Annotated in this window: 19 protein-coding genes and 1 other RNA gene; 10 read left to right on the top strand and 10 right to left on the bottom strand. The window is 58.3% G+C overall.

The genetic code is table 11. From position 1 onward, the window contains the following. Positions 1–50: 50 nt before the first annotated feature. The 4 genes from F617_RS0110615 to mraZ are packed head-to-tail and all read right to left on the bottom strand — an operon-like array spanning position 51 to position 3,835. Positions 51–1,793, bottom strand: coding sequence for a penicillin-binding protein 2 (locus tag F617_RS0110615; protein ID WP_003513230.1), 1,743 nt, complete (start codon positions 1,791–1,793; stop codon positions 51–53). Beyond that, positions 1,793–2,353, bottom strand: a complete 561-nt coding sequence (locus F617_RS0110610) for a hypothetical protein (protein ID WP_019565277.1) — start codon at positions 2,351–2,353, stop codon at positions 1,793–1,795. Before F617_RS0110610 ends, F617_RS0110615 begins: the two co-directional genes overlap by 1 nt. Position 2,354: 1 nt before the next feature. Beyond that, positions 2,355–3,380 (bottom strand): 16S rRNA (cytosine(1402)-N(4))-methyltransferase RsmH, encoded by a 1,026-nt coding sequence (gene rsmH, locus F617_RS0110605; RefSeq protein WP_026330778.1) that lies wholly within the window; start codon positions 3,378–3,380, stop codon positions 2,355–2,357. A gap of 14 nt (positions 3,381–3,394) precedes the next feature. After that, positions 3,395–3,835, bottom strand: a complete 441-nt coding sequence (mraZ, locus tag F617_RS0110600; protein ID WP_013636515.1) for a division/cell wall cluster transcriptional repressor MraZ — start codon at positions 3,833–3,835, stop codon at positions 3,395–3,397. A gap of 621 nt (positions 3,836–4,456) precedes the next feature. On the opposite strand from mraZ, the gene F617_RS0110590 reads away from it, so the two are divergent. Genes F617_RS0110590 through F617_RS0110580 form a run of 3 tightly spaced genes read left to right on the top strand, consistent with a single transcriptional unit; the run spans position 4,457 to position 6,623 of the window. Next, positions 4,457–4,858 carry a DUF350 domain-containing protein gene (locus tag F617_RS0110590; RefSeq protein WP_003513245.1) on the top strand — a complete coding sequence of 134 codons (402 nt, stop codon included), beginning with the start codon at positions 4,457–4,459 and terminating at the stop codon, positions 4,856–4,858. Positions 4,859–4,867: 9 nt separating this feature from the next. After that, on the top strand, positions 4,868–5,464 hold the full coding sequence (locus tag F617_RS0110585) for a DUF1190 domain-containing protein (RefSeq protein WP_003513247.1): 597 nt from the start codon (positions 4,868–4,870) through the stop codon (positions 5,462–5,464). A 1-nt stretch (position 5,465) separates the two neighbouring features. Continuing rightward, positions 5,466–6,623 (top strand): glutathionylspermidine synthase family protein, encoded by a 1,158-nt coding sequence (locus F617_RS0110580; protein ID WP_003513255.1) that lies wholly within the window; start codon positions 5,466–5,468, stop codon positions 6,621–6,623. A 26-nt stretch (positions 6,624–6,649) separates the two neighbouring features. On the opposite strand, the gene rnpB is transcribed toward F617_RS0110580, so the two are convergent. The 6 genes from rnpB to F617_RS0110555 all read right to left on the bottom strand — a co-directional run bounded on the left by rnpB (position 6,650) and on the right by F617_RS0110555 (position 12,046). Further along, an RNA gene (gene rnpB, locus F617_RS27530) (RNase P RNA component class A) lies at positions 6,650–7,055 on the bottom strand. Positions 7,056–7,111: 56 nt separating this feature from the next. Beyond that, positions 7,112–8,302 (bottom strand): FAD-binding oxidoreductase, encoded by a 1,191-nt coding sequence (locus F617_RS0110575; RefSeq protein WP_019565275.1) that lies wholly within the window; start codon positions 8,300–8,302, stop codon positions 7,112–7,114. A 66-nt stretch (positions 8,303–8,368) separates the two neighbouring features. Then, positions 8,369–9,556 carry an FAD-binding oxidoreductase gene (locus F617_RS0110570; RefSeq protein WP_019565274.1) on the bottom strand — a complete coding sequence of 396 codons (1,188 nt, stop codon included), beginning with the start codon at positions 9,554–9,556 and terminating at the stop codon, positions 8,369–8,371. Positions 9,557–9,742: 186 nt separating this feature from the next. Then, complete coding sequence (locus tag F617_RS0110565; RefSeq protein ID WP_003513258.1) at positions 9,743–10,282, bottom strand: lytic transglycosylase domain-containing protein; 540 nt, start codon at positions 10,280–10,282, stop codon at positions 9,743–9,745. A gap of 247 nt (positions 10,283–10,529) precedes the next feature. Then, positions 10,530–11,309, bottom strand: a complete 780-nt coding sequence (locus F617_RS0110560; RefSeq protein ID WP_019565273.1) for an N-acetylmuramoyl-L-alanine amidase — start codon at positions 11,307–11,309, stop codon at positions 10,530–10,532. Then, a complete protein-coding gene (locus F617_RS0110555) occupies positions 11,306–12,046 on the bottom strand; it encodes a DnaJ family molecular chaperone (RefSeq protein WP_013636520.1) in 741 nt (246 codons plus the stop codon). Before F617_RS0110555 ends, F617_RS0110560 begins: the two co-directional genes overlap by 4 nt. 318 nt (positions 12,047–12,364) lie before the next feature. Here F617_RS0110555 and F617_RS0110550 point away from each other — a divergent pair, with 318 nt between their 5' ends. The 7 genes from F617_RS0110550 to F617_RS0110520 all read left to right on the top strand — a co-directional run bounded on the left by F617_RS0110550 (position 12,365) and on the right by F617_RS0110520 (position 20,108). Beyond that, positions 12,365–13,576, top strand: a complete 1,212-nt coding sequence (locus F617_RS0110550; RefSeq protein ID WP_003513264.1) for a pyrophosphate--fructose-6-phosphate 1-phosphotransferase — start codon at positions 12,365–12,367, stop codon at positions 13,574–13,576. Between the two features lie 51 nt (positions 13,577–13,627). Further along, a complete protein-coding gene (locus tag F617_RS0110545) occupies positions 13,628–14,263 on the top strand; it encodes a LysE family translocator (protein ID WP_019565272.1) in 636 nt (211 codons plus the stop codon). A 125-nt stretch (positions 14,264–14,388) separates the two neighbouring features. Continuing rightward, entirely contained in the window at positions 14,389–15,456 is a 1,068-nt protein-coding gene (locus tag F617_RS0110540) for a lytic transglycosylase domain-containing protein (RefSeq protein WP_019565271.1), read from the top strand. A 294-nt stretch (positions 15,457–15,750) separates the two neighbouring features. Then, a complete protein-coding gene (locus F617_RS0110535) occupies positions 15,751–17,001 on the top strand; it encodes a DUF3419 family protein (protein WP_019565270.1) in 1,251 nt (416 codons plus the stop codon). Next, positions 16,998–17,714, top strand: coding sequence for a class I SAM-dependent methyltransferase (locus F617_RS0110530; RefSeq protein WP_019565269.1), 717 nt, complete (start codon positions 16,998–17,000; stop codon positions 17,712–17,714). The genes F617_RS0110535 and F617_RS0110530 overlap by 4 nt, the downstream gene beginning before the upstream one ends. 265 nt (positions 17,715–17,979) lie before the next feature. Then, complete coding sequence (locus F617_RS0110525) at positions 17,980–18,759, top strand: GH25 family lysozyme (protein ID WP_013636525.1); 780 nt, start codon at positions 17,980–17,982, stop codon at positions 18,757–18,759. Between the two features lie 122 nt (positions 18,760–18,881). Continuing rightward, positions 18,882–20,108, top strand: a complete 1,227-nt coding sequence (locus F617_RS0110520; protein ID WP_003513276.1) for a lytic murein transglycosylase — start codon at positions 18,882–18,884, stop codon at positions 20,106–20,108. Positions 20,109–20,490 lie beyond the last annotated feature (382 nt).

Here is a 20,490-nt window from a genome sequence, read left to right as displayed (position 1 = left end):
CCGTCTTGTCCCCCCGGCGCGATTCGCCGGAACACCATAAGCTCTAACAATCAATAAGACACGAGCAAGGCCGAGCCATCCTTGCCGAACTTCGGCTTCACGCCCAGCACTGCCGCCGTGCGGCTGATGATATCGTGCACCATCGGCGCAGCCGAGGTGCCTGCAAGTGCCGCGCCATTGCCCTTGTCCGTCTTCGGTTCGTCGATGAAGGAGAGCACCACATATTGCGGGTCGTCCATCGGGAAGGCCGAAAGGAAGGCATTGAAGTTCTTGTCATGCACATAACGGCCATTGACGACCTTGTCAGCCGTACCGGTCTTGCCGCCGACATTGAAACCGTCGACGCGCGCATTACGGCCAGAACCGTTGACACCGTTCCATTCGAACAGGAAGCGCATATCCTTGCTGGCGCCGGGCTTCAGCACCTGTTTTGCCACCTGATCCGCCTGTTCGCGCGTGCGTGGCAGGAATGTCGGCTCGATCAACTTCCCACCATTGACGAGCGCGGCACCGGCAACTGCTGTCTGCAACGGCGTTGTTGAAACGCCGTGGCCGAATGAAATGGTGATCGAGTTGATCTTCTTCCATTCGCGGGGCTGCGAAGGCAGCGCCACTTCAGGCAGTTCGGTCTGCATGCGCGTTAGAAGGCCAAGCCGCGTCAGGAATTCCTTGTGTCCTTCGGTACCCACGGTGTCAGCGATTTTTGCCGTACCGATGTTCGACGAATACTGGAAAATTTCCGGCACCGAGAGCATGCGGCCCTTGCCGTGGAAGTCCTTGATAGTGAAGCCACCGATGCGGATCGGATAACGCGCGTCGAACATATCGCCCAGGCGGACGCGACCCGAATCGAGACCCATGGCAATGGTGAAGGATTTAAAGGTGGAGCCCATTTCGAACGTGCCGTTCGACATGCGGTTGAGCCATCCCTCCTTGGCACCTTCTGCCGGGTTGTTCGGATCATAATCCGGCACGGAGGCCATAGCGAGCACTTCGCCGGTATGCACATCCAGAACCACAGCCCCCGCGCCGATCGCCTGGAACTTGGTAATGGCCGAGGTCACGACTTCACGCACGATGGACTGGACGCGAAGATCGATGGAAAGCTTTACCGGCTCCAGCGGCTGATCGCTGGTCATGCCAAGCGCCGTCAGATCGGCCAGTCCCTGGCTGTCGACGTAACGTTCCATTCCGGCAACACCGCGATTGTCGATATTGACGTGACCGACAACATGGGCAGCTGTTGGCCCGCCAGGGTAGAAGCGGCGCTTTTCCGGGCGGAAACCGACACCGGGAATGCCGAGCGCCAGGATCTGGCTCTGCTGCTTCGGCGTCAACTGACGGCGCAGCCACTGAAAGCGCGAATTGGAGGAAAGCTTCTGATAGGTGCCGCGCTGGTCGAGATCTGGCAATACAGTGCGCAGCTTCTCGATGGCTTCGTCGATATCGACGATGCGATGCGGCTCTGCAAACAGCGAGACAGTGCGGATATCGGTCGCCAGAACCTCGCCGTTACGATCAAGAAGATCGGGACGCGACGCCATCAGCCGGTCGGCAGGGGCAATGCTTGAAACCGTTTCCTGCTCGGCAAGGCCATATTGCACCAGACGGCCGCCCACGACGCCGTAAAAGGCGATGAAGCCGAAAATGATGAGACCGACGCGGCTTTTCGCCTGGGCCGCCCTCTTCTTGCGAGCGCCCTCGAAAGCTGCGTGGTCAGTATGAATGCCGGTGGTGCTGGCGGAAAAGTGAGCCTTGCTCTTCAGAACCATGACGCGGGAGAGAAAAGACATCAGCGGTCCACCGATCCAGTTATGGTTTCATCCATTTCGCCATCTTCATCGCCTGCGACAGCGGCGACGGCAGGAGCCGGAGCCGCCGTGGGACGGGAAACACGCGCCCGCGGTGTTGGAACAGGAGCGCCATTGGCGGCAATCTGGCCGGCGGGCGGTGATTTCTTCTTGGCAGTTCCGCCAAGCGTAGCGCCCGGCTTGGAGCCGTTGACGGCAGCGGCGATGACATCCGCAACGCTCATGCCTTCCGGCTCGGGCGGCTGCGGCAATTGCGAGCGCAGCATCGGCAATTCGCGCGGCTGCGCCAATTGTGTCGGCAGCGTCGGCGAAAGGCCAAGCTCGTCCTGATAGGCATTCACGAGACGATGGAGGCGGTTCGGCTGCGTCAGCAGTGCCCAGTCGGCCCGCAAAAGATCGATCGTGTCTTTTTCGAGCTTGATTTCGGTCTCGAGCTTGCGGACCTGTTCCAGCTTGAGATCGGTCTTGTGCTTGATCGAATAGGTCACCACCGCCGCAGCGACCATGACCCCCATCAACACGACATCGAATGTGCGCAGCATATCAGCCTCCCATCTTTTCAAGGCTGGCGAGATCGGGAAGTTCGAAAATCGAAAAATCTGCCGCCCGGGCAGGTGCCGCCGTGCGCAGGCCGGCGCGCAGCTTGGCCGAACGGGCCCGCGGATTGATCTCCGCCTCCTCGTCGCTTGCAGCGACCATCGGCTTGCCGATATTTTCGAAAATGGCGGGCTTGTCCTCCACCATCGGCAGATGGCGGGAACCCGCCGCCTTTCCGGAACGTTCGGAGAAGAATTTCTTGACGATGCGGTCTTCGAGCGAATGGAACGTGACGACAACCAGCCGGCCGCCGGGCTTCAAGGCCCGCTCGGCAGCAAACAGGGCCTGCGCCAATTCGCCGAGTTCGTCATTGACGAAAACGCGCAGCGCCTGAAACACCCGTGTTGCGGGATGGATCTTGTCTTTAGCCTTGCGCGGCGTAACGATTTCAATGAGGCCCGCCAGATCACGCGTGGTGCGGAATGGCTCTTCCGCTCTCCTCTTCTCGATGGCGCGGGCGATGCGGCCCGGCTGCTTTTCCTCGCCGAGAAAACCGAAGATGCGGATGAGATCGCCGACCTTGGCGCGATTGACGACATCCGCCGCCGAAACGCCGGAGCTGGACATGCGCATGTCGAGAGGACCGTTCTTCTGAAAGGAAAAACCGCGCTCGGCCTCGTCTATCTGCATGGAGGAAACGCCGATATCGAGAACCACGCCGTCAAGACCGCCTTCCGGCGCGTGCCTTGCCAGATCGGAAAATTGCGATTGAATGAGGGTAAGCCTGCCGCCATTTGCAGCAACCATGGCCTGGCCGCCGGCGATCGCGTTCGGATCGCGGTCAAGCGCGATGACATTGGCACCTTGATCGAGAATTGCCTGGGTGTAGCCGCCGGCGCCGAAAGTGCCGTCGAGGATGACCTTGCCGGATGCGGGTTCGAGCGCAGCGATCACTTCGCGAAGCAGGACCGGGATGTGACGCTGAGGTCCCTCACCGGCATCAGAAGATCGCCCGCTAGAATTCGCCGCCATTCCGTGTCCCCGTCCTATGCGGGGCGTGCAGCCGAAAAACCGCGCCCCGCTCTTGCTGCCGCCTGCGCCGCCAAAAACGCCTGCGGTTGCCAAAGCTGAAAATGATCCGCTCGTCCAACGAAGGTGACATCCGTGGATATGCCGGTAAATTCCCGGACGAAATCCGTCACCGTCAACCGACCTTCCTGATCGAGCTTCATGAAAACGCCGCCGCCGTGTACCAGCAGCGACATTGCGTTCGCCTCCGGCGAGAAGGCATCCATGGACGCGATCTGCCGCTCGTAGCGCTCCAGCAAATCCGGACCGCCGACACTGATTGCCGGAAACGCGAAATCCTGAAGACAATAAAGCTCCTGAATCCCACGCTGTGCCAGCACCGAACGAAACGGAGACGGAACCGAAACGCGCCCCTTGGCGTCGATCCTGTTCGTTACGTTCGATAAAAAGCGGTCCATTACTCAACTCGCCAAAACCGCATTCCGCAAAGCGAATCATCCGCCCCACAGACAACACCGGTACGCACGACACATCGCCAAGCGTCAGGGCGACATGCCCTGCAGCAGCCCGTTGCAGGCTCCTCACTCGTTTCAGCGATTGCGGGTCAAAAACACGACCCAGTGTGGTGTGCATTTGGGATACCATGGGACACTATGGGCGTCAATGGGAGAAGCCGGCACGATACCGACTCCGCATCGGAAATTCATAAGCCGTTAAGTTTAACGAATGGTTTACTGCGCGAACTCATGTGCCAGCGGGAACAAATAAAACTTGGGTCGATATGCCATTTTTTTGTTTGCGAAACAGACACTTGGCGACCCTCGCCGAACACGCGCCACTTAAATCGCAAAAGGCGCTCTGATGCTGCCGTGGGAATGCCAGCTTGGTTGGCGTTACGGCTATCTGTGTGATTTAGCGATAGACCAGTTGCAGAGGTTCGATTTGACGCAGAAGCAATGCGCATGTTGCGCTCAGCCAGAACCGTCACTCTCAACAAACAACAACGCCGCGACGCTTGACTTTTTAAACTTTCAATTGATTTTGATTTCTGAAGTTGTGTTTTTCATTGTGAGACAATAATGCCGAATTACGTGGCAGGCTTACCTGCCTTCTTAAGTTATTTTCTGATCGGCCTGCTCTGCCTGGCAACCTTTTCCGCTATTTACACCCGCCTTACTCCCCACCGCGAGGGGGAGTTGATCAAGGCCGGCAACTTTGCCGCCGTCGTCGCTTTTTTGGGGGCACTGATCGGCTTCAGCCTGCCGCTCGCCTCGGCGGCGGCTAATTCCGTCAGCCTCCCCGACTATATCGTCTGGGCAGTGATCGGCCTGCTGGTACAGGTTCTCGCATTCTACATCGCCAAACTCTCCATGACCGACCTGCACCTGAAAATCACCGAGGATAACGTTGCGGCCGGGCTCTGGAGCGGCGGCATCGCTGTGGTCATCGGGATTTTAAACGCAGCCTGCATGGCCTATTGAGGAACAGACATGTATTTGGACGTGACAGAACATCCGCGTCTCGCCCTCGGTACGATTGCCGCAATAGGCCTTTTTATGGCTTTTTCATCGGAGGAAGAGGTTCTTTATACCTCAGTTGAAAAATGCGTTGCCTCCGGTGTCTATCCCAAGGCTTGCCAAGCGGCATCCGAAGACGCCGGCCAACATCACCTCGCCACTGCACCTAAATTTCTCAATATGGTCGCATGTGAAATGGAATACGGCGCGGGAAACTGCTTTGAGCTGAAACAAAATCTCAATTCCACTAACCCCACCGGCATAGGTGTCTTCACACCCTCACCCGCCGGTTTTGTTATGCCTCGGTCCATCGAAAACTTTGCAGACTACAGCAACTATCGCCGCAGGCAGAAAAACAGCGAGTCGGGTTCCAACGGTGCGATGTCGGCCTATCGAAAACGCAACGGCGACCTCGTCATACCGGATGTGACGGCCAGTGAACAGGACCAAGGCGGCGGGGGAATCACGTCAGGAGGAGGCGCGCTAGCGAATGACGTGAAGACGTCCAACGCCAAAACGAACGTCAAGGGCCGTGGTGGATTCGGCGGCCACTCCTTTTCAGGAAGCTGACATGCGCCGCATCACAGTCCCGCCGCGCCCGGATTGGCGCGAGAAGGCCAATGCTGTCGGTTTCTCCTTCCATGAAATGCATGGCGAGCCTTACTGGGTGGACGATGCAGCCTATTGCTTTGGACTGGCTGAAATCGAGCGCGACATCGAAGAACCGAGCCAGATCCTGCACGACATGTGCATGGATCTCGTCGCCGACATCGTACACAGTGAGGAGGCTTTAACCCGTCTTGCCATCCCCCGCGATCACCATGATGTCATTCGAAATTCTTGGCGGCGGTGCGACCGCCACCTGTATGGCCGCTTCGATCTTGCCTATGACGGGCATGGCCCTGCAAAGCTGCTGGAATACAACGCCGACACGCCCACTTCCGTATTCGAAACGGGATATTTCCAATATAACTGGCTGACCGATCAGGTCGCCCTTGGAACGCTCCCGCCGCAAACCGACCAGTTCAACTCGGTTCAGGAAGCGTTGATTGAGGCCTTCGGGCAATTCTCGCGAGACAGGATTTTCCATTTCGCGGCGGTGAGCGACAACGCCGAGGATTGCGGTACGACGATTTATCTCATGGACTGCGCCATTCAGGCGGGCCACCGTGCCCAATTCCTCGATATCAGAGACATCGGCATCGATGCGTGCGGGCGTTATGCTGACCTTCAAAGTCGCGTCATCGAACGCTGCTTCAAGCTTTATCCGTGGGAATACATGTTACGAGAATCCTTTGCCACGCATCTGCCTGCACAAGGCGATATTTTCATCGAGCCTGCCTGGAAAGCCGTGCTGTCGAACAAAGGCCTGCTGCCTTTGCTCTGGCAGCGGCATCCCAATCACCCGAATCTGCTCCCAAGTTTCTTCCCAGATGATCCTGAAATATATGAATTACGGGATTACGTGGTGAAGCCGCTTCTCTCGCGTGAAGGCGAAAATGTCAGCCTTTACCGAAACCGACGCGAAATTTTATCGGCCCCCGGCAATTATGGCCAAGAGGGGTATGTTTTTCAGGCATACGCACCATTGTTCAAGAGCGATTTCGGATACGCCGTGTTAGGAAGCTGGATCGTCGCCGATCGGCCCTGCGGGCTCGGGATTCGCGAGGACGCGTCACCTATCACCGCAAATCTCTCCCGCTACGTGCCCCATATCATCGAGGGCTGATCGCCACCGAAAAAAGCGGCAGGAAAATCGCCAGTTGGCCTGTAAGCCGGGTTCTGTATGGCCCCGGTTTGACCCGGAACGTGGCAGCCATTCATCTGGGACGGCATTTGCATGCCGCCTCTCGCAACCCACCCGGATGACGGGCCCGGAAACCGGCTGTAGACGAAGGCTTTCGCCCGCGCCCCGTGTCATCCCTATTCGGTCTTGCTCCCGGTGGGGTTTACCTTGCCACCACTGTCACCAGCGGCGCGGTGGGCTCTTACCCCACCCTTTCACCCTTACCATGCCAGGCATGGCGGTTTGCTCTCTGTGGCACTTTCCCTGGGGTCGCCCCCGCCGGACGTTATCCGGCACCGTATTTCCGTGGAGCCCGGACTTTCCTCACCTTACCGTCTTTCGACATTGGTAAAGCGCGGCTGCCCAGCCAACTGGCATGGCGTCAATACCCATGTTCTTTGGCGAAAGCCACCGAAAAGCGTAACGGAAGATCAAAGAAATGCAGGCTTGAAATCCGTTGCATAGGCGTCGTTGCAAATTTTTCCATCCCGCAGCAACAGGGCGCCTAACCGCCCGATCTCGTCGGAACTCTTGGCCGCCGTACCGTTGCCGCCAGTCAGAACCGCAATGCGCGGTGACGTCGTAAAGCCGATGGCCGGATAACCGCCCGGCGTTTTGGACACCACGCAGGCGGCCGTGGAAATGCGCGACCGGTCGATGGATGGCACCAAGGTCCCGACGATGGCAGAGAGATGGTCGCGAACGCTTTCGCGCCCGCCGGAACGGAACCATGCGCGAATTTCGGGATCGCTATCGAGCTTCTTATCATCGGGATCGCCGCCGATTTTCAGATAGAACCTGCCATCGGGATAACGGACGGGCGGCAGGAGATAGACATGTTTCGTCGTGTCGCGCGGCTCGTAAATCAACGACGGCATGCCCGCATATTGTCCCAGCTCCGCCTCCTCTACCTCGAAGAAGGCGACGGTGCGCGCATAGACATTGAGAGCGACGGGCTGCGGCAACAAATCCTTCGTGATCGAGAAGCCACCCGCAGCGACCAGCACCCGGTCTGCTGTATAAACCGCACCCGAGGCCGTCTCGACGCGTGCACGGCCAGCCTCTTCCCGCGTCGAGACGACTATATCGTCGATGAGCGTAACGCCGGCTTTGTCTGCCAGAACGCTCTGCGCCTTCACCAGCGCGCGCGGATTGACGTAACCGGCATTGTCCTTTTCGAACACGCCCTCGCAGCCCGGCTCGAAGGAGAAATAGGGAAAGGCGCTTTTCAGACCTGCGTCGTCAAGCATTTCCGTGGAAACCCGCAGACGCGCCGCTGCCTCACAGACGTTGTCGACAAAGGGATTGTCGCCACCGCGTTCAGGCCCAACCATCAGGCAGCCGATGGGAGCGTAAAATTCCACGCCGCTCCTTGCCGCGATGTCGGTGTAGCGCGCGATCGAGCGGTTGGCGAGTAGCGCCCAGTCCGCATCGCCATCAATGGTGCGGGTAATGCGCGCCTCATCGTAATGGCTGGCGAAAACACCCGGATGTGACTTGATGTCGGCAGGTTCACCGGGGCCGATCAGGGCCACACCTTCGGTGTTTTCCGCCAGATGGCGGGCGGCGGAAGCACCCATCATGCCACGACCGACAACGATATATTTGAAATGTCCCGACATGCCGCCGTCTTCGCCTCAACCCGCTCTAGTACAGCTGCGATTTTGTAGCCGCTTCGCTGCTGAATGTCAGATAAAAACCGGCGACATTTCGGCGGCAAAATCACTCTCGGTCAGTTGGCCATCCAGAAGCAGCACCGCGCCTAGCCGCCCGATTTCGTCGGAAGACTTGGCGGAAACGAAATTGCCACCGGTCAGAACCGCGATATTGGAAGATTGCGTATAGCCGATATATGGATAACCGCTACGAGTAATGGATGCGACGCAGGAACCAGAGGTCACGGGGCAGCCCGCAAGTTCCGGCATGAGCGATAGCGCCCGTTTCGTCAGGAATTCCACTTCGCCCGGCGTGCCGTCGGAATGAAACCAGCCGACTGCTTCGGCCAGCGTTTCCAGCCTGCCCTTTTCGCTCTCACCGCCGATCTTCAGATAGACCTTGCCGTCGGGGTAACGCACAGGGGGCAGAATATAGACGATATCGTCCTCGGTCTCCGCCAGCACGATGGTCGAGGGCATAGAGCCGAAGAGGGCCTGCCTTGCTTCGTCGAGTTCGAAAAACACGATGGTGCGGCCCGTTGCCGCCATATCGACCGGGGAAGGCAGAAGATCAGCCATGTTGGTGAAACCGCCAGCCGCCACTATGACCTTTTCGGCCGTGTGTACGGCCCCTTCCCTGGTGGAAACTTCCACACCTTGGGAGGTATCGCGAACATGCGCCGCCGTCTCGCGGATCAGTCGCGCGCCCTGCGCAGCAGCAATCGTGGATTGCGCCCTCACAAGCGCACGCGGATTGACGTGGCCGGCATTCTGCGCCTCGAAGTAACCGTCGTGATCCGACGGCAGGGAAAACATCGGGAACCGGCCAGCCAGCGCATCGCTGCCAATCGTTTCCACGCCAAGACCGAGACGGTCGGTCGAGACCAAGGCTCGCGAAACGTAGTCTCCGGCAAGCCCCTTGCCGTTTCCGGTAAACAGACAGCCCGCTTCGATGAAGAAACGGATGCCGCTTTTTGCTTCGATCTCGGCATAGCGCCGGATGGAGCGTTGCGCCAGCTCCGCCCAGACGGGATCGCCATCGAAACCACGGGTGATGCGCGCCTCGTCATAGTGACTTGAAAACACACCGTTATGGGTCTTGCGATCGGCGGGTTCATCCGGCCCGATCAGAGCCACGCCATCCGTTTGCGCCGAAATGTGCCTCGCTGCCGCCGCACCCATCATTCCGGCACCGACAACGATATATTTGAAATCCGGCATGTCATGCTCCGCATCAGGTTTGCTCCTGACTACAGCATGCACGCATAAACCGGAATCGATTTTCGTGACGTCCGAAACATGCCGCGCAAGAGCGTGCAGCGGTTCTGCAATAACGAGATGCGTTAAAACAAGGACTTAAAGCTTATCGCCAATCTGAAACATCACGACACGCTTGAGCAAAGGACCTCAGCTGGCCAGAAGCGCCTGGACCTTGCCGCAATAACGCTTGGACACCGGGTTCATGCGGGTGGCGCCGTGGCCGGCATTGTAACGCAGGATCGTGCTGCAAACCTCACCGCCGCCAAGCTGGTGGGCGGTTGCCAGATATTGCATGCCCCAGCGAATATTGGTCTCGGGGTCGAAGAGAGCCTTGGTCGTGCCGCGAAAGCCCATCATGCGCGCCGTTGCCGGCTTGATCTGCATCAGCCCGACCTCGCCTGCGCTGCCGCGAGCCCTAGGGTTGAACTTGCTTTCTACAGAAACGACGGCATGGGCCAGATTGGTGGGGACGCCGTAACGCTTGGCATATTTGACGATCAGATCGGAATAGTCGTTCTTGAGCGACGAAGGCAGGCTCTTTTCGGGAACGGGATAACCGGGCGTACGGAAGAAGGTCCCCAGCGTCACGGTTTTGGTCTTGACGTCCTCGTCTTTGGCAAAAGCAATCCCCGCCTGCGAAACGAGCATAGCAACGCCCGCTGCGACAGCAACAAAAACTCTGTTCATCTGTTGAAATAGTCTCCAGATCGGATAACCGGAACAATGAAACGATAAAAACGTCCAGCGCGCGGAAAGTCGATTACGACCTTCTACCGTCCAGTCTCCTTGATTGATATTGACGGCAAGCTCCCCTGAAGAACAGCACCGCGTCCACTGCGGCTCTTAGACTTCCTCAATGCGGATTAACTGTGGCACAACAAAAAAATCGACTTGCGCGACCGGGAAACGGGGAAGGCTTTTCCAGAAACGGCGTTCAAACGGCCGAAAATTTCGGAAGGCTGGCAATCAGCCGATGCAGCGTGTCGATCGTGGAAAAATCCGCGATACCATCCACCAGCGCCGGGCGGAAATGCCGCTGAAAGGCGGCCACGGCACCTTCTGTTTTTTCGCAATATGCGCCTGTTATTTCAACGCCATATCCGTAAATGGATAGCATGGACTGGAGCGCTTCCACCGGCTGGCCGTGATCGCCGCGCTGAAAAAAACGTCCGCCGCGGATCGGCGCTGGCTCTACCCAATGACCGACACCGTGCCGCGACAGGATGTCCCATGGGAATTTTTCACCCGGATCAACCTTGCGGATCGGCGCCACATCGGAATGCGCAAGCACCCTTTCAGGGGCGATAGACCACCGCTGGCCGCAATCGCGACACAATTCGATGACGGCAGCCACCTGTTTTTCCGGAAATTCCGGCAGGCCGCCCGGATGGCCCTGATTGGCGATTTCAATCCCGATGGAGCGGGAATTGATGTCCGCCTCCCCCGCCCAACTGCTTTTGCCCGCATGCCAGGCGCGGCGAGTTTCCGCAACAAGCTGCATGACACGCCCGTCTTCAAAAACGAAATAGTGGCTGGAGACCTGGCTTTCGGGATTGCAGAGCCACGAAAGGGCGCCATCGGCTGTCGTCATGCCGGTATAGTGCAGGAGAATGATATCCGGGCCTGCCACACCCTGTCTTTCGCCATGGTTGGGAGAAGGCGCAACGGTTGCGCCCCCGAAATCCGGGTTGAAATCCGGCAGAAATTCACTCATGCGACGCGGCGTTCTTTCTCGATGGCCTCATAGGCGGCATTGAGGGCCGCCATACGCTCATTCGCGGCAGCGTGCAATTCCATCGGCACACCGCGCGCGATGAGCTTGTCCGGATGGTGCTCGGCAACCAGCGAACGGTAACGCTTGCGGATATCCAGAAAGTCGTCCGAGGGCGAAACGCCAAGCACACGATAGGGATCGCGCCCATCCATATGAACGTGGCGTGCCATGATCGTTTCGAAATGATCTTCGGTAATATGGAAGATTTCCGCGATACGGCCGAGGAACGCCAGTTCCCGCTCGTGGATCAAGCCGTCTGCCTTGGCGATGTGGAACAGGCCATCGATGACGCTTTCCAGCATCTCGCAATTGTCATGGCCGGAGCCGCAAAGACCGGCAAGACGCTCGGCATAGGCCTCGTATCCCGCAACGTCCTGGCGTGCGAGATTATAAAGGCGGGCAACGTTTCTGGCTTCTTCTTCAGGAAAATCGAAAATCTGCCGGAAGGCGCGCACTTCGGCATCGTTCACGACACCGTCTGCCTTGGCCATCTTTGCCGACAGCGCGATAATGGCCACGGAAAAAGAAACCTTGCGGCGGGTCTCCGGATCTCCCTCGAAAAGGGTACGGATCGCCTCTACCACGCGACCGAGCGTGCTGCCTGCCGCGTCACCGATCGCGCCGAGCAGCCGTTCCCACAGGGATGAAATATGCAAACAGGCGAAATCGAACATCATGACGCCAAGCATGACGGCATATCGCCGTGAATGCAATATGCGCGGCGCCGCTGCGGCATTAACTTTTATTCATTTTTGCGACAGTTTTTCTTCAGGAGCAAGGGGGCGGCAAACGGGAGAGCAACGGTTTTCCACAGACGGCGAAGCCTGGTGCAAGGTTGGAGGCGATTGAAACGATTATATTCGGCTTCTTTGCCCAAGCTGCTGAAAAACCGCGAGAAATCGGCATTTTTCGTGATAAATTCACTTTACACCTACACGTGGCTGTCGCATCCATTTGCCAGACATATCTTTCTATCCAAGCAAAGGAGAGCCACAATGGCCAAACAGAAAGTCGCAATGCTGACCGCGGGTGGCCTTGCTCCCTGTCTCTCTTCAGCCGTTGGCGGCCTGATCGAGCGTTATAGCGACGTCGCGCCTGATATTGACATTGTGGCCTATCGTTCCGGCTATCAGGGCGTGCTTCTGGGCGACCGGATCGAGATCAACAAGGACATGCGCGAAAAGGCGCATCTGCTGCACCGTTATGGCGGATCGCCGATCGGCAACAGCCGCGTAAAGCTCACCAACGCTGCCGATTGCGCCAAGCGCGGGCTGGTGAAAGAGGGTGAAAATCCGCTGCGCGTTGCCGCCGAACGGCTGGCTGCCGACGGCATCACCATTCTCCACACCATCGGCGGCGACGACACCAACACGACGGCCGCCGACCTTGCCGCATATCTCGGCGCCAACGGTTACGATCTGACCGTCGTCGGGCTGCCGAAGACCGTGGATAACGACGTGGTTCCGATCAGGCAGTCGCTCGGCGCATGGACCGCGGCCGAAGTGGGCGCTTCCTTCTTCGACAATGTCAGCAACGAGCAGAGTGCTGCGCCGAAGACCTTTGTCATCCACGAAGTCATGGGCCGCCATTGCGGCTGGCTGACGGCTGCGACCGCCCGCGCCTACATCCAGAAGACCAACGGCAATGAATATGTCGAAGGACTGATGATGAACACGCAGATGAAGAACATAGACGGCATCTACCTGCCGGAAATGGCGTTTGACATCGAAGCGGAAGCCGAACGGCTGAAGGCGATCATGGACAAACACGGCTACGTCACGTTGTTCGTTTCCGAAGGAGCGGGGCTCGATTCCATCGTTGCCGAACGCGAAGCCGCCGGTGAAGCCGTCAAGCGCGATGCCTTCGGCCATGTGAAGATCGACACCATCAATGTCGGCGGCTGGTTCCAGAAGCAATTCGCCGGCCTCATCGGCGCCGAACGCTCCATGGTCCAGAAATCCGGTTACTTCGCCCGCTCCGCTCCCGCCAATGGCGATGATCTGCGCCTCATCCAGGGCATGGTCGATCTTGCCGTCGAAAGCGCGCTGAACAAGGTCTCGGGCGTCACCGGCCACGACGAAGACCAAAAGGGTAAATTGCGGACCATCGAGTTTCCGCGTATCAAGGGCGGAAAGCATTTCGACCTGTCTGCAAAATGGTTTACCGAAGTGATGGAACACGTCGGTCAACCGTTCACAGCGGCCTAATTTTACGATAGGCTGGAGAAAGCGGCGACAGGGAGGGCAAGGAGGAAGAGAATGTCTGGACAGGCGTGGCTGGTTTTTTGTGCAGCATGTGCCGTTGTGTTCGCACTTCCCTCTCCCCTTGTATTCTCTGTCGCCTCCTATGCCGCTATCCGCGGCAGAAAAACGGTGTTTGCCTCTGTCACTGGCGGCGCGCTTGGCATCGTTACAGCTATGACGATATCTGCGATTCCAGCGGCTGGCCTTGCCTATCTGCCGCATGCCTTTGTGGAAATCGTTCAGTGGACTGGTATCGGCTGGCTGATTCTTTTCCTGTTATGGACCTTTGCCACCCCCGCCGCCCAGGCAGCCAATGCAGACAATGACAATCTGCCCGGCAAATCATCCAGCGGCATTTTCCGTGATTGCTACGCCATTGCAGCGTTGCGTCCGCGCTATTTCATGTTCTTCCTGGCACTGTTGCCGCAATTCGTTTCCACCTCCGGCAATGCGGTCGAAACGCTGGCCGTAGCGCAGGCCGCAATCCTGTTGCTGGCACTTGGCATTCTGGCAGCGCAGGCACTCTTTGCCGGCTCCACGCTGGCACTGGTGCGCCGCATGTCCCGCAACAAAAAAATCCGGCCGAAATACCGCACTCACTTCATTTCTGGCCGTGCCGTCAGCGCCGGATACCGCCGCATCGCCGCCTGAAAAACCGCGATGCCACGTCCCGGCTTGCCGCTATCCTTACAATAGGTTAATGAAGGCTCGATGGGACACTGCCTGCTTCGCTCGACGCGGGGGTATCGACAGACAGGCATAACGAAGGCGGCAACATGCGAAATTCGGCAAAATTCCGCGGAAGAAGCGCACTTCTTCTGTCTTCCACGGTGGGCCTTGCACTGGCTTTGGCCGGATGCACCAGCGTCGAATATGCCGCAAAGGAAGGGCCGAACGGCCCGAAAATAGCCGCAGTCAACCAGACCACACCGGCACAAGCCTCCGCACAGTCGGAAACGGCTGGTACCGCCGCACCGGCAGCACATGCCACTGACGTGGCAGCCTCTTCCCAGCCCGAATCGCTTCCAACCGTCGCCGCCGTCAAGGGTGGCCGCGTGGCGCTGCCGCCGGCAGCAGAAATTGCAGCGGCAGTGGCAAGCCCAACCCAGATGCAGCCGCAGCAACAACAGACAGAGGTCGCGCAGGCAACAGTGACGACAGCCGCGCCGACGACGGCTGCGGCTCTTGCACCGCACGCCGCAACGCCGGCAGCCGCAGCGATCGAAACCGCAAGTGCCGCCGCGAAACCGGCGGCCCACAACTCTGCCGCCGACCTGCCGCAGGTGGTTGCCGTCAAGGGCAGCTTCCCGCCCGCACCGCCGCCGCCCGGAACACCGTCGATCGGTACCGAACTGACCGCGGAGCGCAAAGTCATTCCACTGCCGAAGCCGGACAGCACGGTTCTGGCCTATGCGGCCGGTCCGACCAACGCCGCCCTTGCCGCTATCCGGCAGAACGAAACGATGACGGCGCCGTACAAATCCGCGCCGGCCGGACGTGAAAAGCTGAGCGGGCTTATTTCGAAATACGCTGTCATGTATAATGTGCCGGAAGATCTGGTGCATCGCGTGGTGCAGCGTGAAAGCAGATACAATCCCGGCGCCTATAATGGCGGCCACTTCGGCCTGATGCAGATCAAGCACGCCACGGCCCGCTCCATGGGCTTTGATGGCCCCGCCTCTGGCCTGTTCGATGCCGAAACCAACCTCAAATATGCCGTCAAATATCTGAGCGGCGCCTGGCTTGTTGCCGACAACAACCGGGACAATGCTGTCAGGCTTTATGCACGCGGTTATTATTACGATGCCAAGCGCAAGGGCATGCTGCACGTTCTGCGCAAGTAAGCCTTTGAGCAGAGCCGGGACTGCAATGCGGCAAAGCGGCTTTTCTTAAAAACGTCGAGCACGTCACTTTTGTCATCCTCGGGCTTGTCCCTGGGATCTGCAAGCTTTTGATTTTACGATATGTGCTTAGATCCTCGTTACAAGCCCGAGGATGACGTCACATCCAAATCTAAGCTTGAGACCTGAGTTGGTTTCACACCGCCTTTTCGATTCGTTACGTCGGCCCACAACCCCTGTCATCAAACTGTAGCGTCGTGACTGTAGACGCCTCTCAATCTATTGAGAGGTGAACATATGACGAGTGCGGCACCCAAGACCGGCTTCAGCAAGAATACGAAACTGAAGTCCGCATTGCTCCAGCACAAGGCGCTCTCGAAAAGCGGTTTTTCCGAACGGTTCTTCGGGGTTCTCTTTTCCGGTCTGGTTTATCCGCAAATCTGGGAAGACCCGGAAATCGATATGGAAGCGATGGAGCTTGCTGAAGGCCACCGCATCGTCACCATCGGCTCGGGTGGCTGCAACATGCTGGCCTACCTCTCCCGCAACCCTGCCAGCATCGATGTGGTGGATCTTAACCCGCATCACATCGCCCTCAACAAACTGAAGCTTGCCGCCTTCCGCCATCTCCCGGCCCATCAGGATGTGGTTCGCCAGTTCGGCCGCGCCAATACGCGCAGCAATAGTCACGGCTACGACCGATTCATCGCCGACCATCTCGACGACACGACCAAGGCCTACTGGTCGAAACGCACCCTGTCCGGCCGTCGCCGCATCTCGGTATTCGACAGGAACATATACCGCACCGGTCTGCTCGGCCGTTTCATCGGCGCCGGCCACCTTATGGCGCGCCTGCACGGCGTCAAGCTGACCGAAATGGCCAATAGCCGCACGCTGGATGAACAGCGTCGGTTCTTCGACAGCAAGGTCGCACCGCTGTTCGACAAGCCGGTGGTGCGCTGGCTGACGAAGCGAAAAAGTTCGCTGTTCGGCCTTGGCATTCCGCCCCGCCAATATGACGAGCTGGCAAGCCTTTCCAACGACGGCACAGTCGCCTCCGTCCTCAAGGAGCGACTTGAAAAGCTTGCCTGCAACTTTCCGCTCAGCGACAATTATTTCGCCTGGCAGGCCTTCGCGCGCCGTTATCCCGAGCCGCATGAGGGTGCCCTGCCCGCTTATCTCAAGCGGGAATATTACGAGACGATCCGCAACAACACCGCCCGCGTTGCCGTGCACCACGCCACCTATACCGAGCTGCTTTCCAAAAAGCCGGCAAACGGCGTCGATCGCTACATTCTGCTCGATGCACAGGACTGGATGACGGATGTGCAGCTCAACGAATTGTGGTCGCAGATCAGCCGCACCGCCGCTCCCGGCGCCCGCGTCATCTTCCGCACCGCTGCCGAAAAGAGCGTGATCGAAGGCCGTCTCTCCGCCGATATCCGCAACCAGTGGAACTATCTAGAGGAACGCTCCAATGAGCTCAACGCCATGGACCGTTCGGCCATCTATGGCGGCTTCCATATCTATCAGAGGGCTCTGGCATGAAAACCATCGGCGAGAATGTCGGCCTTGCGGATGAGGCGCATGCGAGCCTGATGGACCGCATGTATCGCCACCAGCGGCATATCTACGATATTACCCGCAAATATTACCTTCTGGGCCGCGACAGGACCATTTCCGGCCTAGACGTGCCCAAGGGTGGCACGCTGCTTGAAGTCGGCTGCGGTACCGGCCGCAACCTGCTGCTGGCCAGCCGCAAGTTTCCGGAAGCAAGACTGTTCGGTCTCGATATCTCCGCCGAAATGCTGCTGACCGCATCCGAGAATTTTACCGGAAAGACGGAACGCCCCGTTCTGCGCGTGGCCGACGCCACCGCTTTCCGCGCCGCAGAATTCGGTCAGCCGGACGGTTTCGACCGAGTCATGATCCCCTATGCGCTTTCGATGATACCAGACTGGGAAAAGGCGATCGAACAGGCGCTGACAGCTCTCAAGCCCGGCGGCTCGCTGCACATCGTCGATTTCGGCCAGCAGGAACAATTGCCCAAGTGGTTCCGCGCACTTTTGCAGGCATGGCTCACCCGCTTCCACGTCACGCCCCGCGCCAATCTCCGTTACGTTCTGGCCAACATGGCAGGCCGTTTTGACGGTAATCTCGAATTCGAGGAGATTGCCCGGGGTTACGCCTGGCGGGCCGTCATCACGCTTCCGGTCGCCGAAGTGCAGCCAAAAGTCAGCCGCATTCTGACAGACGCCTGATCTTCAAGGGTTACGGCGCCTCGCCTCTGCAAATGCGGGCGAGACGCTGCCAGCCGACGGTCCTACAAGTATACGCCAGTGAGGTGCTCAGGCATTTCGCTCGCCTGAAAGACCGCAAATCTCTTGGAATCCAGCGACTTGCGAGCCGAAAAAAGGCCACTGCCCCTTGCCATAACGGCTTGTTTACCATGTTATGGGTAAATCGGGAGACGCGGCGCGCCATTTTGCGGCTGCGGATGGGCAACAATAATTCATCAGGGTTCCAATGCGGCTGCGTCTATCGGCACTTTTGTCGGCTATGTTGTTGATCGGCGGCTGTACGTCCACGAGCTATGACCTGCTTGAAACGGCTTCTGTTTCCAAGCCGAAATTCTCCGATACCGACCCACAGGATTTTGGCACGAACAACCCGCATCGCCACGAGGTGCATGGTATCGATGTGTCCAAATGGAATGGCGACGTCGACTGGCGGACCGTTCGCAAATCCGGCGTTTCCTTCGTCTTCATCAAGGCCACCGAAGGCTCAGACCGCATCGATCCGAAATTTGGGGACCACTGGCGCAGCGCGGCGGCGGCAGATATCCTGCACGCGCCATACCATTTCTACTACTTCTGCTCTACGGCGGACGCTCAGGCCGACTGGTTCATCAGCAACGTGCCAAAGGAAGCCGTCACCCTGCCGCCGGTTCTCGATGTTGAATGGAACCCCTCCTCCCCCACCTGCAAGACGCGCCCGGCTCCTGGCATCGTCCGTGCCGAGATGCAGCGTTTCCTCGACCGCCTCGAGGCCCATTACGGCAAGCGCCCGATCATCTACACCTCGGTCGACTTCCACCGCGACAACCTCGTTGGCCAGTTCAAGAATTACCATTTCTGGGTGCGCTCCGTGGCCGCGCATCCCGCCAAGATTTACGAAGACCGGCAGTGGGCGTTCTGGCAATATACGGCCACCGGCGTCGTGCCGGGCGTCAACGGCCCAACCGACATCAATGTCTTCGCCGGAAGTGAGAAAAACTGGCGGAAATGGATCGCCTCGGCCAAATAATACGGCCAAGAAGCAACACATTCGAAAAATCGGCGTTCTTCTGCACCGGCAGATCGCTGGACCCGTTTTTTTGTCGCAAACATGTGGGTAAAGCGGGCTAACAACCTATCGAGGAAATTCCCATGCCCACTTTTCGGTCGCGCAGCATCATTTTTGCCGCCGCTCTGTCGCTTCTCTCCACCGGCTCCGCCCTTGCCACACCGCCTGTGGCCTCGCCTGACGATCCAAAGCAGGTTGCCTGCGGCGGTGATCTCGGCGCATTTCTTGAGGGCGTGAAGGCTGAGGCCGCTGCCAAGGGTGTTCCGGCGGCTGCCATCGAAAAGGCGCTGGCCGGCGCGCAGATAGACCCCAAAGTGCTTTCACGTGACCGCGCACAGGGCGTCTTCCGCCAGACCTTCCTCGAATTTTCCCAGCGCACCGTCAGCCAGGCCCGTCTCGATATCGGCCGCAAGAAGCTGCAGGAGCTCTCATCAACCTTTGCCCGTGCCGAGAACGAATTTGGCATACCGGCTGGCGTCATTGCTGCCTTCTGGGCCATGGAGACCGATTTTGGTGCCGTCCAGGGCGATTTCAACACCCGTAACGCGCTGGTGACCCTCTCGCACGATTGCCGCCGCCCGGAACTCTTCCGTCCGCAATTGCTGGCGCTCATCGAAATGGTCCAGCACGGCGATCTCGACCCCACGTCCAACACGGGTGCGTGGGCCGGTGAAATCGGCCAGGTACAGATGCTGCCCAAGGACATCATCGCTTTCGGCATCGATGGTGATGGCGATGGCCATGTCAACGTCAAGAGCAGCGCACCGGATGCGATCCTCACGGCGGCGAAATTCATCCAGCACCTCGGCTTCAAGAAGGGCGAACCCTGGATGCAGGAAGTTTCCGTACCGGAAAACCTGCCCTGGGAAAAATCCGGCCTCGGCGGTTCGCTTACCGCCGGTGACTGGTTTACCCTCGGCGTGACCCCTCGCGACGGTAACAAAAATTTCGCCTCCCTGCCCGCAGCCCTCATCATGCCGCAGGGCCGCAAGGGACCGACCTTCCTCACCTATCCCAACTTCAACATCTATCTGGAATGGAACCAGTCGTTCATCTACACGACCTCGGCTGCCTATTTCGCCAACCGTCTGATGGGCGCCCCTGTCTATAACAAGGGCAATCCCGATCCAGGCTTCGATGACGCGACGATGAAAGAGTTGCAGACCAAGCTTGAAGCGCGCGGCCACGATGTTGGCAAGGTGGACGGAATTCTAGGTTCCGGCACCCGCGTCGCCATCCAGAAGGAACAGCAGCGTCTCGGAATCCCTGCGGATGGATGGCCGACCCAGGCACTTCTCCAGGCGCTTTAACCTGTGTTAATCGCACCTTCGGGCCTTTAATCTATCGGCCGGAATCAAGGCTTAAACTGTTAATCTCGACCGGATGACTGGGGATAACACCCCGGTCATTTACTTTTTTTAAAGATATGAAGCACTGCGCGATGAGAAAATAATCTTTTATTTTCAACTAATTACAGAAGTTACTTTTTTAAGCGGCCGCAAAGCATGCTGCACCGCATCACAGAAACCGCTTTTCAAGTGCCACAAAACGGTCATATTATCGAACCTGTCAACAACAGGAGGCACCCATGGGACTTACAAAATCTCTCAATGCCTTGGCAGTCGGTTTGGCGTTTTTGTTCGTAGCGATGATGCTTTTCATCTGACTAGACGTGAAGACCAAACGCAGAAA

The sequence above is a fragment of the Agrobacterium sp. 10MFCol1.1 genome, from assembly GCF_000381165.1.
Classification (GTDB): Bacteria; Pseudomonadota; Alphaproteobacteria; order Rhizobiales; family Rhizobiaceae; genus Agrobacterium; species Agrobacterium tumefaciens.
The sequence above is the reverse complement of the archived record's forward strand: the minus strand, read 5'-3'. Positions and strand labels throughout refer to the sequence as shown.